The following is a 15512-nucleotide window of genomic DNA, read 5'->3' as shown; positions in this document are numbered from 1 at the left end:
CATTTCGTCACTGTGAATGTTCCAAACGCGGCACCAATTAACCTCTTTAATCACCCTCTATCGATCAAAAGGCAGGCGGATAGGCCGACGGGCGTGTCCTTGAACGTCAGCGATCCACCGTGCATTTTCGCAATCGCTGCGACGATTGTAAGGCCAAGGCCATAACCGTCGATCGTTGCTGTGTTGGTACCGCGCTGGAATGGCGCCATCAGAGCTTCCATATCCGCAGCAGAGCTTTCCGAGCCCTCGTCTTCGATAACGATCGTTGCCGTCTGGGCATCGGCTTCCAACGCGACGGTGGCGCGTCGACCGTATTTGAGGGCGTTTTCGATGAGGTTTGTTACCGCACGTTCAAGCGAGATCGGCCGCCCCATCACTGTAACATCCCGGTCAGGTGCGAATACGCTTTGGCCCTGCCGCGACGTGAAGACCGAGCGCGCGCCTTGCACAATAATGTCAGAGCCTTCGCGGAAGGTCACATCCTTGCCCATATCCTGATAGTCCGCGACGATTGAATCGATCAGCGAGCCGAGCGAGAGCTTGCGGGGCGCTTCGACATTCATCTCGGCCCGCGTATAGGTCAGCACGCTTTCGATAATGCCTGTCATGCTGTCGATATCGGCCTCAAGCTTCTGGCGCAATTCGGAATCCGGGATCAGCGCAGTCCGCAGCCGAAGCCGCGTGGCGGGTGTTCCAAGGTCGTGACTGACCCCTGAAAGGACGGCAGCGCGGCTGGACAATTGCTGGCGCTCATCTTCGAGGAAACTGTTCACGGCGGCGACGATCTCCTGCAATTCTTGTGGTCCGGGCAACTCATAGCTCGCCGGGCCACCGATGCGTCGGCGGCTGCGCAATTGTTCGGCGAATTGAGAAAACTCAGCCGAGAGGTTCAGGATCACCGTGAGGATCGCCCCCATGGAAAGTGCGGCCAGCAGAACTGCCCACATGCGATGGTCGGCGGGCGCTGCGTCGCAGTTGAGCACCGAAGCGCCGTCAATCTCAAACCACGGGGCGCTGCCCATCTGGGCAAGCACGACCGGATCGGTGCAATAGGAGGCTACCAGTCGAAACACCTCGCCAGCCTTTTCCGCTGCCGTTTGATAGGCCCGGTTAGGAATCTCGGCCAGTTTGTAGGTAAGGTCGGGCGACAGGATCGCCATGGTGAGGGGCGCACCGGTCTGACTGTTGGCGCTGTCGGCAGAGATCAAGACGATGGTCACCCGCGCGGCGTGAGGGGCCTGCGAAATCTGGCGAAAGGCCCCGTTAGCGGCGTGGACCTGATCTTCCGGTGACAGGGCACGAATTTGCACCTCTTCGGCCGGGACGGTGCCGTTTTGCACGGCGTAGTAAAGGTTGATGCCCGCGACATAGGCCCGCTCCTGATGCGCCCGCCAGCTTGCATTTGAATTGCTCCAAAGCCAGACGGCAAGCCCGCCCGCTATGAAGGCCGCGATAACGAGGAGGCTGCCGATCGTCCGAAGGCTGCGGCGCTTGATCACGTGTCCTGTTCCATCACGTCGACCGCAAAAACGTAGCCGACCCCGCGTTCGGTTTTGAGGAATTTGGGGTGCTTGGGGTCTGCCTCAATCTTTGAGCGCAGCCGCCCGACCAGCACGTCGATGGCGCGACCAAGTCCTTCGCCCTGCGGTTCTGCCTCGCCGGTGACGTCAAGCGCGACGGCGATCTCCTCGCGGGTCAGGGGTATGTGGGGATTTGCAAGAAGCACCCGCAGCAAGGCAGTCTCGCGCCGGGAAAGGGACACCTGAACCCCGGTAGGAGAGCGCGCCTCGTTGTGCTTTGCGTCATAGGTCCAGCCGGAAAAGGTGAACGTCTTGGTGTTGCGGCGATGCACCAGCGAAGACGACCGCCGCGTTCGGTGCAGCACGGCCTTTACGCGGGCGAGCAGGAGTTCGGGGTTAAAAGGCTTGGCGATGTAATCATCGGCCCCCACCGCGTAGCCCTCCATGCGCTGGTGATCTGCCGAAAGGGCCGACACCATGATGATCGGCACGTCCTGCTCCTGTCGCAGCCGCCCACAGATATCGAGCCCGTTTTCGTCCCCCAGCATGACGTCTAACAAAATCAGATCGACCCGCCCGCCTTCGAGATGAGCCGCAACCTCGGCTTCCGTGGCAGCGGGCAGCGCGATTGTCCCGTGTTTACGGAGGAATTGCGTCATCATCTGACGCATTTCGGGGTCGTCATCGACCACCAGAATTCGGGGAATCGTCAACCGCTCTCCTCCTTAGGCTGGCGCGGGATACCGCTGCCTCGCCCCTCGTTTATGTAATATGATGCAACAAAATCCACGGCTAAGTAACAAGCTGTAACGGGCGGTGGGAATAAATGCATGTCGGGCGCAGATACCCGCTATGTCCGCATTGCATGCTTTGCCCTTCAGGCTCAGTCTCCCGTTATCCGGTCTGGGAGGGCCGTAGTTTCCACGGGAGGACATCTAATGAAAGCCTATGTAACTGGGGCAGTCTCTGCTCTGTCGATGATTGTAGCAACTTCGGCTGTTGCCGAACCGACCGCCGAAGTGCTGCACTATTGGACATCTGGCGGCGAAGCCAAATCCGTTGCCGTTCTGCAAAAAGAATTCGCTGACAAAGGCGGCAGTTGGACCGATATGCCAGTGGCCGGTGGCGGTGGTGACGCGGCGATGACCGCACTGCGCGCCCGCGTGCTGTCGGGCAATGCGCCGACGGCGGTGCAGCTCAAAGGCCCCGCAATTCAGGAATGGTACGAAGAAGGCGTTCTGGCCGATATCTCTGATGTTGCCGAAGCCAACGACTGGGACGCGGTGCTGCCCGCCTCCATCGCCGGCCATATGAAGTGTGAAGGCACATGGTGTGCCGCACCCGTTAACGTGCACCGGGTCGACTGGATCTGGGCCAATGCGGAAGTACTGAGCGCCAATGGCATTGAGATGCCGACGACTTGGGAAGAGTTCAACGCCGCCGCCGAGAAACTGCAAGAGGCCGGGATCATCCCGCTGGCGCATGGTGGACAGGCTTGGCAAGACGCCACGGTTTTTGAGGCTGTGGCTCTGGGCATCCTCGGGCCAGAAGGCTATCGCAAGGCCTTTGTAGAGCTCGACAAAGAGACACTCACTTCCGATGCTATGATTGCGGTGTTCGACCAGATGCGCATCATGCGTGGCTTTGTCGACAGCAACTTCTCGGGCCGTGACTGGAACCTCGCCACCTCGATGGTGATGAACGGCGAAGCCGCCTTCCAGATCATGGGCGACTGGGCCAAGGGTGAGTTTATGGCCGCAGGCAAAGTGCCGGGCGAAGACTTCCTCTGCGCCTCTGCGCCGGGCGAAGGCTTCCTCTACAACGTAGACAGCTTCGCGATGTTCGACGTGGATGGCGAAGACAAGAAAGCCGGGCAGCAACTGCTTGCTGAACTGGTCGTCGGTCAGAACTTCCAAAAGGTGTTCAACCTCAACAAAGGGTCGATCCCCGCCCGCACCGATGTAGCGCTGGATGAATTCGACGACTGCGCCCGTCTTTCCGCCGATGACATGCAAGCCAGTTCCGACGGTGATGCGCTGCTGCCAAGCTATGCACATGGCATGGCCCTGCGCGGCGCGCAGGCCGGTGCGATCACCGATGTGGTGACGGCGCATTTCAACTCGGACATGTCCTCTGCCGATGCGGTCCAGATGCTCGCAGACGGTATCGCGAACAGCATGTAACGCCTGCTCCTGCCCCCGCGTTTTCGTGGGGGCAGGCCAAATCCGGGACAATCAAATGATCAAGTGGCTTGAAGAAAACACGCCCAAATTGGTTCTGGCGCCCTCGTTCATCGCAGTTCTGATCTTCGTCTACGGCTTCATCGCCTGGACCGCATGGGTCTCGCTGACGCGCTCGCGCCTGCTGCCAAAATATGAAATCGAAGGCTTCATTCAATACGAGCGGCTGTTTGCGTCGCCCCGCTGGGAGACGGCCTTTGGCAACCTCTTCGTCTTCGGTATTTTGTTTATCGTAATCGCTATGGTGCTGGGCCTCGCGCTGGCCATCTTACTCGACCAGAACATCCGCACCGAAGGCGCGATCCGCACGATTTACCTCTACCCCATGGCGCTGTCGATGATCGTCACCGGCACGGCGTGGAAATGGATCCTCAATCCGGGGCTTGGTCTTGAGGCCATGGTGCGCGGCTGGGGGTTTGAAGATTTCACCTTTGACTGGCTTGTTGACCCCGACATGGCGATTTACACGATCGTCCTCGCGGCAATCTGGCAAAGCTCCGGTTTCGTGATGGCGCTGTTTCTCGCCGGTCTGCGCTCCGTCGATGGCGAGATCATCAAGGCCGCTCAGGTCGACGGTATCCCGACATGGCGGGTTTATACCGCGATTATCATTCCGGCGATGGCGCCGATCTTCTTGTCGGCCTTCATCGTGCTGTCACACCTTGCCGTCAAAAGCTTTGATCTGGTCATCGCGCTTACCGGCGGCGGCCCGGGATATGCAACCGATCTGCCTGCCACCTACATGTATGCCATGGCGTTTTCGCGCGGCGATATCGGTCAAGCGGCCAGTTCCGCCATGATTATGATGCTCGTCGTCTTCTCGATCGTGGTCCCTTATCTTTATTCGGAATTGAGGTCCAAAGATGGTTGAGCTCTCAATGTCTCAGGCGCAGGCCCCGGCGGATCGCCAGACAGGCAAGATCGTCCTACGGTGGGTGCTTTACATCGTACTGGTGCTCTTCGCACTGTTCTACCTGCTGCCGCTTTTCGTGATGTTGACGACCTCGCTGAAAAGCCTTGAGGAGATCCGCACCGGTGATCTGATCGCCCTGCCCCGCGAGGTGACTTTCGCCGCATGGCGCACGGCATGGTCAGAAGCCTGCACCGGCATCCAATGCGAAGGGGTGCGGCCATTCTTCTGGAACTCTGTGCTGATCGCCCTTCCGGCGGTGGCAATCTCGACGCTGCTTGGTGCGATGAACGGCTATGTCGTGGCACAATGGAGCTTTCGTGGCGCGAACCTGTTCTTTTCGCTGATGTTGTTCGGCTGCTTCATCCCCTTTCAGGTGGTGCTTTTGCCGATGGCGCGGGTGCTGGGACTGATGGGCATGGCGGGCACCATCCCGGGGCTGATCTTCGTTCATGTGATCTATGGGCTCGGCTTCACCACGCTGTTCTTCCGCAATTACTATGTCTCGATCCCGTCCGAACTGACCAAGGCGGCCAAAGTGGATGGCGCGGGGTTCTTCCGCATATTCTGGTCGATCTTCCTGCCGCTGTCGCTGCCGATCATCGTGGTGACTGTGATCTGGCAGTTCACCCAAATCTGGAATGACTTCCTCTTCGGCGTTTCGTTCAGTCAGGCAGGCACCCAGCCCGTCACCGTGGCGCTCAACAACATCGTCAATTCGACCACTGGCATCAAGGCATACAACGTGGACATGGCCGCCGCGATCATCGCAGGTCTGCCGACCCTCTTGGTCTATGTGATTGCCGGGAAATACTTTGTCCGCGGTCTGACCGCTGGATCCGTGAAAGGATAAACCAATGGCTCCGATCCTCGAAATCAACAACCTCTACAAGAGCTATGGCTCGATTGAGATCCTCAAAGACATTAACGTGTCGATCGAACAGGGTGACTTCCTTGTACTGGTCGGCCCATCCGGCTGCGGCAAATCGACTTTGCTCAACTGTATCGCCGGGCTTGAGCCGATCAGCGGCGGCGAAGTCCATATCGGGGGGCGCGACATGACCAATGTCAGCCCCAAGGACCGGGACATCGCCATGGTGTTCCAATCTTACGCCCTCTACCCGACGATGACCGTGGCCAAGAACATCACCTTCGGCATGAAGGTCCGCGGTGTGGATCAGGCGACGCAGGACAAGAAGCTCGCCTATGTAGCGCAACAGTTGCAGATCGAGCAATTGCTCAACCGCAAACCCGGCCATCTGTCGGGCGGCCAGCGCCAGCGGGTGGCCATGGGCCGCGCCTTGGTGCGCGATCCGAAGCTGTTCCTTTTTGATGAGCCGTTGTCCAACCTTGATGCAAAGCTGCGCGTCGAAATGCGGACCGAGATCAAGTCCCTGCACCAGCGTTTGGGCGCCTCTATGGTCTATGTAACCCACGACCAGATTGAGGCGATGACCCTTGCCACCAAGATCGTCGTGATGAAAGGCGGAATCATTCAGCAGATTGGCACGCCGGCAGAGATCTATAACCACCCGGCGAACCTCTTTGTGGCGGACTTCATGGGCAGCCCGGCGATGAACCTGATCCCGGCAAAGGCCAAATCAGACAGTGCCGGAACTCGGATCGAAATTGCCCGCAAGTCGGGCGGGCCGATGGTACTAACGGACCGCAAGAACCTCAGCCTGCCGGAGGATGTGATCATCGGCGTGCGCCCCGAGAACATTGCGGATGCAAAGGCGCAATCCGGCTCGGACTCGCAGGAAGCCGACTGCGTGATCGACATTGTGGAACCTGCTGGTGCTGACACCTATGCCGTCATGGAGTTGGGCGGCAAACATGTCACCGCGCGGTTGCACGCCGAAACCACCGCTTCACCCGGCGTGACACAGCGGTTGGCATTCGATCTGGGCAAAGTCTCCTATTTTGCGCCCGACACCGGCCTGCGTCTGAACTGATGTCCCTGCGTCTTGTTGCGGATATCGGCGGCATCAACGCCCGTCTGGCGCTCTGCCAGACGGGCGTTGAAGGCTGGCTCCGTCAAAAGATAGGCGAATACGGACTGGGCAAGCATCGACGCGGTGATTGAGGACTATCTGCAAGGACAGGTCACCGCCTCCCCTTCCGAAATTGTCATCGCGGTTGCGGGTCCGGTGCATGAGGGCAGCGCCAGATTGACCAACCGCGGCTGGTCAATCATAGCCGAGGACTTGGCCCGACAATTCGCTTGCCCTCATGTCCGCTTGTTGAACGACCTGACCGCGCTTGGCTATGCGATGCCATACTTGCGAGCTGAGCAGCTTGGCGAAATCAGCGCCGAAGCCGCCAGACGTTCAGACCATAGACAGTCACTGTAGGTACCCGGCAACGCCTATTGGAGAGCGGGCGCATCAGTAGGGTTTCTGAGATCAACGCTGCGTCGCCAAGACAGTTCCTGATTAAACTCGGTGCAACATACGGTGCAAACGAAACAATTCAGATGGTGTCCGCAGATACGGTACACCGCTTTACTGGTATGGAACTCTACCAAAGGAACCTTCGTGGGAAATCCGATGTCGTCGCTGTTGACGAAATACTTGCTGCTGGTGGTTCGCTCGCACCCTCCCGGTATCTCGGCGACGGTCCCACCGGTGGGCGTAGCCTTTCTGATCATTTCCAGAACACTTACAAACCCACCAGGCACCGGCTTGCCGATTTTTTCGAGATCATTCGGCCAAAGACGGCGAAAGGTGACCCGGTTGGGACGCTGCTGTTGCGAGAGGTGCGCGCAGGCGACCTCACTGAAAACGGCGAAATTTCCGGGGCATCACGCCAAATCAATATACGTGCGACGTTAGAAAGAGGCTTAGAGGAACAACTCTTGAAGCCGGGTGACGTCTTGTTTGCTCACCGGGGGCCAGTCGGGCGGGTTGCATACGTCAACGGCAGTGAAGTTGACGCCTCTAAAGTATGGGCAGCTCAGTCACTTCTGATATTCCGTCCCCGCAGGTCAACACCCGCGAAAGACGGGCTCCACTACTGCGATCCCCGCGTGCTGTTCATGTACCTCCTCACAGCCAAGGTCCGAAGCAGCTGGTCCAAGTTAGCAATCGGTGATCGCAGCCCCGCAATTCCAATTGGTGAAATTGAGAGGTTTGGCTTGCCGAACAACCTATTGCTGCCCAAAAAAACAAAAGAGCCAATCAATGCAACATTGCCGCCCGAGAACTATACGGCAGTAATGGTGGCAGCTTTCAAAGATCGCCAGATCAAACTTGCTGAAATACGCGATATCGAAGCCGATATGGCAGAGGGTCTAAATCAGGTGTGGGAAACAGCTTGATCTAAAAGTCTAGGGTCGCCTTGAACCTAAGGGCATTTCGCTTCGTAGTCGGAAGTGAGGCGCGCGGCCCGGGATCGCAGCCGCCGCATGTTCGGCCATGATCGGTATTCCAGCCTAATGTGGGCATCCAGAGGGGTTTTCCGCTGTTCTCCGCAATCCAGGCGCTCTTGAATAGGGTTGGTAGCTAGTAAATTCGCAAAAGAGAACGCAGGACCCGCGAAGCTTGAGACCGGTACGCAGCAGAAGGTTCGCATCCGACTTTGCTCAGTATCCACATTGCCGTTTGATATCATCGGCATGACATGCTCATAAAAACCGCAGAAGGCGCGCCTTGCGAAACAGTCACGTCGCGAATGGCTTCTTGGCATTAGAACTGATCTACCTGCGAAACCCAAAACCGCGGCTACCAGTGGCTAACATTGGTGCTGCCCGATCCAGCGCCAGTTGGCTCCGAGAAAAACGCACCGGCGTGCGCAGCCCATCAATACCCTCGGGGTCAATCCGCATGCTGCGGGCCACGATCTGTGGCTCGTTCAACGCCTCCGCGACCGTATTGATCGGGCCTGCAGGCACCCCGCATTCGGTGAGCCGTTCGATCAAAGACGCTTTCGTGTGATGAGCGGTGCGTTCCGCAATCAGGCGACAGAGCGTATCCCGGTGCCGAACCCGGGCGGGGTTTGTCGCGTATCGCGTGTCGCCAGCCGCCTCGGGCATATCCAGCACCTCGCAGAGTTTGCGGAACTGCCGGTCATTGCCGCAGGCAATAATCAAATGCCCCTCTTGGGTCGGAAACACCTGATAGGGTACGATGTTGGGGTGCGCATTGCCGAGCCGTTTGGGGGCGGCGTCGCTCAAGAGGTAATTACTCGCCTGATTGGCCAGAACGCCAACCCCGCAATCCAGCAACGACAGATCGACATGTTGCCCCTGTCCCGACCGCGCACGCTCGGCCAGCGCCGCCTGAATGCCGATCACGCCGTAAAGCCCGGTAAAAACATCCACCCATGCCACGCCGACTTTCTGGGGCGCACCGTCTGGCTCGCCTGTCAGGTCCATGATCCCGCACATGCCTTGGATCAGGAAATCATAACCCGCCTCCTTGGCACGTGGTCCGTCCTGACCAAAGCCACTGACAGAGGCATAGACCAGACCCGGGTTCTCAGCTGCCACTGACGCGTAGTCCAAGCCAAACTTGACCAGCCCCCCGACTTTGAAGTTCTCGATCACCACATCGGCCTCCGCGATCAGCGCTTTCAGTTCCGCCAGATCCGCGAGATTGGTGAAGTCGCAGGTCAGTGAGGTCTTGCCACGATTTGCCGATTGGAAATAAGCCGATACCGTTTCGGTGCTGCCATCGGGCCGAGTCCGTTCAATGAACGGCGGGCCCCAACGGCGAGTATCATCGCCCTCCGGGGCTTCGACCTTAATCACCTCCGCCCCGAGATCCGCGAGCGTTTGCCCGATCCAAGGCCCTGCGAGAATTCGCGCCAGTTCGACGACCTTGAGCCCGGCCATAGGCGCCAACCCAGACATCAGGTGCGAGGCTCGGAATGGATGTGGGACAGGGATGGCATGATTTTAGCCCTACTCATCTTGAGGTGTATTTCATTGCCGATCACTCTTTTGCGGGGCAGAGATCACAGGTTCTGCTCCACGATCCGCCATGCGTTTTCGGCTCGCACACGGGCGAGATGGCCCAATTTCAACGCTTTTTGCGACGCGGCGTTGCCATCAAGTCCGCGCTTGTAGACCCCTTGAATGATCGCGGCACTGCGGAAGAAGGAAAACACAACGAAAAACAGATGGTTCGATACATTCTCACGCCCTGAATAGCGGCAGTAGAGTTCCAAAAACTCCTGTTCGGTCGGAATCCCCAAGGCCTCGAAGTCCAGCCCCTTGAACTGCCCCGTGGGCAGGTTGTCGGCGTGATAATTCGCGCAGACATACCCCAGATCGGCGAGCGGGTGGCCCAGCGTGCAAAGCTCCCAATCCAGCAGCGCAGTTACCTCGGGCGTGCCGTCGCGCACGATCGCATTTCCAGGGCGGAAGTCGCCATGTACGATCGCGGCCTCGTCATCGGCAGGCAGATTGGCTGGCAGCCATTCCATCAGCTTGTCCATCGCCATGATGGTCTCGGTTTCTGTCGCTTTGTATTGCTTGGTCCAGCGGGCGACCTGACGCGACAGATATCCTTCGGGACGGCCGAAATCACCCAACCCCACAGCCTCGGGCTTGACCGCATGCAAGTCAGCCAAAGCCTTGATGAAGCTTTCGTAAAAGGCACGGCGCTCAGACGGGGTCAATCCCGGCAGGCTGGGATCGTGAAAGACCCGACCTTCGACCATTTCCATCACGTAAAAATCAGTGCCGATCACCGATGGATCAGTGCAGAGATGCAGCATCTTCGGCACCGGGACCGGCGTGTCGCGCAGGGCATCCATCACCCGGTATTCGCGATCAACGGCATGGGCAGAAGGCAGTAGCGTGCCCGGGGGTTTCTTGCGCAGGACGTATTTGCGCCCACCGGCGGACAGTTGATAGGTTGGATTGCTTTGGCCCGCATTGAACTGGCGCACCTGCAGGTCGCCGGAAAATCCTTCCAAATGGTCGGACAGATAGGCCTTTAGCGCGGCCTCGTCAAAGCTGAGGGCTTCGCTGACTGTGATAAGGGGGGGGCCACCATTCTCGCTCATTTTGTGCTTCCTTTTGTGACATGTCCTGTCAATGCGCCGTTCAGATCCGCAAAACTGCGACCCTCGCGCGCCATGTCGCGCAGCAAGTGCGGCACTTGCCAAAACTGGGGGTCATCGTTGGCATAGAGCTCAATCCGCCGGATCAGCTCTGCGGGGCCGATCAGGTCCGCCTGATGCATCGGCCCACCGCGGTGGCGGGGAAAGCCGTAGCCGAAAAGCTCGACCGCATCGATATCCACGGGCCGTAAGGCGATGCCCTCTTCGAGCACACGGACAGCTTCGGCGATCATGGCGGTGAGGCAGCGTGAAACGATCTCTTCGCTGGTGAAGCTGCGCTTGGGCAGGTTCAGAGCGCGGCGCTCCGCTGCAACAATCTCAAATGCTCCGGGGTTGCCACCCTGCTGCTTTCCGCCCTCGTAGACGTAATAGCCCTGCCCGGTCTTTCGACCAAACCAACCCTGATCGCAAATCAGATCGGCCACGCGGGAATAGCGTTCCTCCGCTGGCCGCGTGGCAGCTTTTCGATCGCGGGTCGCCTTGGCGATGTCGAGCCCGGCAAGATCGGACACCGCGAAGGGCCCCATGGCAAAGCCGAAATCCTCCAACGCGCCGTCGATCTCGGTGAAGCTGGCGCCGTCGAGCAGTAGGTAATCGGCCGCTCGGCGGTATTGGGTCAAGATGCGATTGCCGATGAAGCCGTCGCAGACCTCTGCCCGCACCGGCACCTTGCCGAGTTTGCGTGCCAAGGCGAAGGCCGAAGCAACACAGTCCGGCGCGGTCTCCTTCGCGACCACCACTTCGATCAGCCGCATGATATGGGCGGGCGAGAAGAAATGCAGACCAATCACATCCTGGGGCCGCTTGGTCGCGGCGGCGATCTCATTCACATCGAGATAGGAGGTGTTGGTAGCAAGGATCGCGCCGGGTTTGCAGATCGTATCCAGCTTGGTGAAAAGTGCCGTCTTGGCTGACATATCTTCAAAGATCGCCTCGATCACCAGATCGGCCCGGCCTGCGGCATCCAGACTGTCAGCGCAGTCCAGCGCAGCGAGAGCGGCATCATGCGCTTGTTCGGTCAGCTTGCCGCGTTTCAGCGCGCCGGCAAGATTGCTCTCCACCCCGGCACGCGCCTGCGCGACTCGTTCGCTCTGCGCTTCGATCAGGTCGACGTGGTAACCGCCGATGAGCAGGGACGTGGCAATGCCGACCCCCATCGTCCCGCCGCCGATCACGGCGATGCGGTCTATTTGCCGGGGGTGCGCGGCCTTCTCAGGAATATCGACAGTGGCGCGTTCAGCAAAGAACGCATGCACCAGCGCGGCACGTTCCTCTCCCGCCATCAATTCCATGAACAGCGCCCGTTCTTTGGCGAGCCCTTCGTCAATCGGCAGGGTGGCGGCGCAGACGGCCTCCAGTGCTGTGAGCGGTGCTTGCAAGGCAGGGCGCTTAGCCTTCAAGCGTGCTTTTGCGGCCTTCACTGCGGCAAGGTCTTCGGCCACATCGCGCGTATCTGTCCGGCGGGCAGCAAGCTTTCCGGCCAACACGTCGCGCGCGGCGATGATGCCCGCCTCGCGTGGCGCGCCTTCGGCAAGTCGATCCAGAATGCCAAGGTCCAGCGCCTCACGCGCAGACACGTCGCGCCCGGAACAGATGATATCTATCGCCCCTGCCAGCCCAGAGAGCCTCGGCAGTCGCTGCGCGCCCCCGGCGCCGGGCAGCAACCCCAGCTTCACTTCCGGTAGGCCGATGCGCAAATCCCCGACGCCGACGCGCAGGTGGGTGGCCAGCGCCACTTCCAGCGCTCCGCCAAAAGCTACACCGTGCAGCGCCACGATCACTGGCTTTTCGCTGTCATTCAGCGCTTTGAGGATATGCGGCAGGGTGGGTTGGATATCGGCCTTGCCAAAGTCTTTGATGTCGGCACCTGCTGAGAAAAAGCGCCCTTCGCCGTAGAGCACAATGGCCCGGACAGCGGGATCTTTCTGCAGGGTTTTGAAGCCCTCATAGATCGCCGTGCGGAGCGCCAGCCCGATGGCATTGACGGGCGGCTTAGCCAGCCGGATCAACCCGATCTCACCCTCTGTCTCGATGACCACCAATCCGCTGACATTATCTTTCATGGCCCTTGCCCCTTCCCCGTTCATTTCAACCGTTCGATGATCACTGCGATGCCCTGACCAAAGCCGATGCACATCGACAGACAGCCATAGCGCCCGCCGCTGGCCTCGAGCTGCCGAAGCCCAGTGAGCATGAGACGCGCGCCTGACGCACCAAGCGGATGGCCCACGGCAATGGCGCCGCCGTTTGGATTGAGCCGGCTGTCATCTGGCGAGAGGTCGAGCGCCTTGCAGCAGGCGAGCACCTGCGACGCGAAAGCTTCGTTGATCTCGATCACATCCATTTGCTCAAGGGATAGCCCTGCCCGGCTGAGCGCCTTAGGGATGGCCAGCGCGGGGCCGATGCCCATCACTCGAGGGGCCACACCCGATACAGCCCCGGCGAGGATGCGCCCGCGTGGCGCGGGGCCAAGGCCGTTCTGGCCAATCAGCAAAGCCGCAGCGCCATCATTGATGCCTGACGCATTCGCGGCGGTCACGACACCCGCCGGGTCCAGCGGCCGCAGGCTGGCCATCTTTTCCAGCGTGGTGTCCGGGCGCGGATGCTCGTCCTCGGCCACAGTGGTGACCGCGCCTTTGCGTCCAGCAATCTCAATCGGGATCAACTCGCCGTCGAAGAACCCACCTTTGCGAGCGGTTTCAAAACGGCGCTGGCTGTTGGCGGCAAAAGCGTCGCAGGCTGCGCGGGTTAGCCCGTAATCGGCGGCGAGGTTATCGGCCGTTTGCGGCATGCTGTCCTGTCCAAAAGCCGCCTGAAATCGTGGATTGGGGAAAGGTTTGCCCGCAGTCGCATCATGAATTTCCCCCTGACGCGACCAAGCGGTCGCAGACTTCCCCATGACAAAAGGCGCACGGGTCATGCTTTCAACACCGCCTGCAACAAACAGTTCACCCTCACCGACGGTCACCGCCCGCGCCACATCCAGCGCGGCAGACATGCTCGATCCACACAGCCGGTTCACTGTCTGTCCGCCGACCGCTTCCGGCAGGCCGGCGAGCAGTGCCGAGAAACGCGAAATATTGCGGCTGTCCTCGCCGGATTGGCAAACATTCCCAAGCACCACATCCTCGACCCATTCGGCCTGCAAGGTGCTGCGCGACATCAGTGCATTGATGACCTGTGCCATCAGATCATCGGGCCTGATCGCCGCTAGCGCCCCGCCGTGCCGTCCGAAGGGGCTGCGGAGTCCGTCATAGATATAGGCGTCCAACATCTTCTGCTCCTTGCGGTATTGGCTCAGGCCGTGGTGAAACGGCCAGCTTCGGCCATCGCATCGATCGAGGGCATCACTTTGACTTCAAGATATTCCTCCAGCCCAAAGGCACCGCCTTCGCGTCCGTTTCCGGAAAGTTTGAAGCCCCCGAAAGGCGAGCCATAGGCCGCGCCCTGTCCGTTGATCGCCACGACCCCCGCGCGCAACTGGTTGGCCACGCGCTGCGCCCGAGCGGCGCTGCCGGTTTGGACATAGGCTGCAAGGCCGTAGTCGCTGTCATTGGCGATGCGGATGGCGTCTTCTTCGGTTTCAAAGGGGATGATCGAAAGCACGGGGCCAAAGATTTCCTCGCGAGCGATGCGCATGTCGTTGTTCACATCGGCAAAGATAGTCGGCTTGGCGAACCAGCCTTTGGCCAACCCTTCTGGCCGCCCCAGTCCGCCCGCCAAGAGCCGTGCGCCCTCGTCAATGCCAAGCTGGATCATTGACTGCACCCGATTGAACTGCATCTCATCAAAGAGCGGGCCGATATGGCTGCCTTCCTTGGCCGGATCATCCACCACCTGCGCCTCGGCGGTCTGGCGCGCTAGATCGACGACCTTGTCATAGCAACTGCGTTCCACCAACATGCGCGTCGGCGCGTTGCAGCCCTGACCTGTGTTGAGAAAGCAGCGCGTGACCGACGCCGGAACAACCGTTTCCAGATCGGCATCGGCAAAGACCAGATTGGCCGATTTGCCTCCCAATTCCAATGCCACGCGCTTCACGCTCTCGGAACTGTCGCGCGATACCATGGCCCCGGCGCGGGTCGATCCGGTGAAAGACATCATCGCTACATCCGGGTGGCGCGACATGGCGCTGCCCACATCGGCCCCATCACCAAAGACAAGGTTGAACACGCCGGCGGGGTAGCCTGCTTCATGCACGCACTCGGCAAAGATAACCGCCGACAGTGGCGTGTGCTCAGACGGTTTAAGCACGCAGGTCGCCCCGGCGGCAAGCGCCGGCATCACCTTTTGTGCGATCTGGTTAATTGGCCAGTTCCATGGCGTGATCAGACCGCAGACACCGATGGGTTCTTTGCGGATGATATCGCCATTTGGCAGCGTGTATTCTTCCTCATGCGCCTCTAGCGCTGCGATATAGGCGGCGGCATGACGCGGCCCGCAGCCGGCTTGCGCGTTGCGCGCCAATGTCATAGGAGCGCCCATCTCCTGACTGATCGCCCGGCCCATGTCGTCAGTGCGGTCTTCCAGCGCCTTTTGCAGCGCGCGCAGATATCCCAGACGTTCGGCCTTGGAGCTCAGCGAAAAGCTGGCAAACGCGCGTGTGGCGGCGGCGACGGCATGGTCAACATCTGCGGCACTGCCCAGAGTGACGGTGCCGAACTGCGCCTCCGTGGCGGGGTTCATAATTGGGAAGGGCTTGCCGCCCTGCCCTGCGACCCACGCGCCGTCGATGTAATGTTTATCGACTGTGATCATGCCGTCCTGATGTCC

The 15512-nt window shown here is 59.8% G+C and carries 12 protein-coding genes and 1 pseudogene; 6 read left to right on the top strand and 7 right to left on the bottom strand.

Annotation, left to right across the window (positions count from 1 at the left end; all coding sequences use genetic code 11):
- Positions 1-50: 50 nt before the first annotated feature.
- A complete protein-coding gene (locus K3762_RS03635) occupies positions 51-1499 on the bottom strand; it encodes a HAMP domain-containing sensor histidine kinase (protein ID WP_260011538.1) in 1449 nt (482 codons plus the stop codon).
- Complete coding sequence (locus K3762_RS03630; protein ID WP_120350317.1) at positions 1496-2233, bottom strand: response regulator transcription factor; 738 nt, start codon at positions 2231-2233, stop codon at positions 1496-1498. Before K3762_RS03630 ends, K3762_RS03635 begins: the two co-directional genes overlap by 4 nt.
- Before the next feature lie 225 nt (positions 2234-2458).
- On the opposite strand from K3762_RS03630, the gene K3762_RS03625 reads away from it, so the two are divergent.
- From K3762_RS03625 to K3762_RS03600, 6 genes and pseudogenes are all read left to right on the top strand, one after another.
- Positions 2459-3703 carry an ABC transporter substrate-binding protein gene (locus K3762_RS03625; protein ID WP_132444859.1) on the top strand — a complete coding sequence of 415 codons (1245 nt, stop codon included), beginning with the start codon at positions 2459-2461 and terminating at the stop codon, positions 3701-3703.
- 55 nt (positions 3704-3758) lie between these two features.
- Positions 3759-4631 (top strand): carbohydrate ABC transporter permease, encoded by an 873-nt coding sequence (locus K3762_RS03620; protein WP_120350315.1) that lies wholly within the window; start codon positions 3759-3761, stop codon positions 4629-4631.
- The gene (locus tag K3762_RS03615) at positions 4624-5523 is read left to right on the top strand and encodes a carbohydrate ABC transporter permease (protein ID WP_120350314.1); all 900 of its coding nucleotides are present in this window, start codon (positions 4624-4626) and stop codon (positions 5521-5523) included. The genes K3762_RS03620 and K3762_RS03615 overlap by 8 nt, the downstream gene beginning before the upstream one ends.
- A 4-nt stretch (positions 5524-5527) precedes the next feature.
- Positions 5528-6625 carry an ABC transporter ATP-binding protein gene (locus tag K3762_RS03610; protein ID WP_132444857.1) on the top strand — a complete coding sequence of 366 codons (1098 nt, stop codon included), beginning with the start codon at positions 5528-5530 and terminating at the stop codon, positions 6623-6625.
- 108 nt (positions 6626-6733) lie between these two features.
- A pseudogene (locus K3762_RS03605) lies at positions 6734-7024 on the top strand (glucokinase); the annotation flags it as partial.
- 17 nt (positions 7025-7041) lie between these two features.
- Positions 7042-7989 (top strand): restriction endonuclease subunit S, encoded by a 948-nt coding sequence (locus K3762_RS03600; protein ID WP_260011522.1) that lies wholly within the window; start codon positions 7042-7044, stop codon positions 7987-7989.
- A gap of 378 nt (positions 7990-8367) precedes the next feature.
- Here K3762_RS03600 and K3762_RS03595 read toward each other — a convergent pair whose 3' ends face one another.
- The 5 genes from K3762_RS03595 to K3762_RS03575 all read right to left on the bottom strand — a co-directional run bounded on the left by K3762_RS03595 (position 8368) and on the right by K3762_RS03575 (position 15497).
- Complete coding sequence (locus K3762_RS03595; protein ID WP_409202464.1) at positions 8368-9504, bottom strand: CaiB/BaiF CoA transferase family protein; 1137 nt, start codon at positions 9502-9504, stop codon at positions 8368-8370.
- A 122-nt stretch (positions 9505-9626) separates the two neighbouring features.
- A complete protein-coding gene (locus K3762_RS03590) occupies positions 9627-10682 on the bottom strand; it encodes a phosphotransferase family protein (RefSeq protein ID WP_132444849.1) in 1056 nt (351 codons plus the stop codon).
- Positions 10679-12802, bottom strand: coding sequence for a 3-hydroxyacyl-CoA dehydrogenase NAD-binding domain-containing protein (locus K3762_RS03585; RefSeq protein ID WP_132444848.1), 2124 nt, complete (start codon positions 12800-12802; stop codon positions 10679-10681). The genes K3762_RS03590 and K3762_RS03585 overlap by 4 nt, the downstream gene beginning before the upstream one ends.
- Positions 12803-12822: 20 nt before the next feature.
- Positions 12823-14013, bottom strand: a complete 1191-nt coding sequence (locus K3762_RS03580; protein WP_132444846.1) for an acetyl-CoA C-acyltransferase — start codon at positions 14011-14013, stop codon at positions 12823-12825.
- A 23-nt stretch (positions 14014-14036) separates the two neighbouring features.
- The gene (locus tag K3762_RS03575; RefSeq protein WP_132444844.1) at positions 14037-15497 is read right to left on the bottom strand and encodes an aldehyde dehydrogenase family protein; all 1461 of its coding nucleotides are present in this window, start codon (positions 15495-15497) and stop codon (positions 14037-14039) included.
- Positions 15498-15512: the final 15 nt, after the last annotated feature.

This window comes from Sulfitobacter sp. W074, from assembly GCF_025142275.1.
In the GTDB taxonomy this organism is placed as follows: Bacteria; Pseudomonadota; Alphaproteobacteria; order Rhodobacterales; family Rhodobacteraceae; genus Sulfitobacter; species Sulfitobacter profundi.
This window is presented reverse-complemented; position numbering and strand designations above follow the sequence as displayed.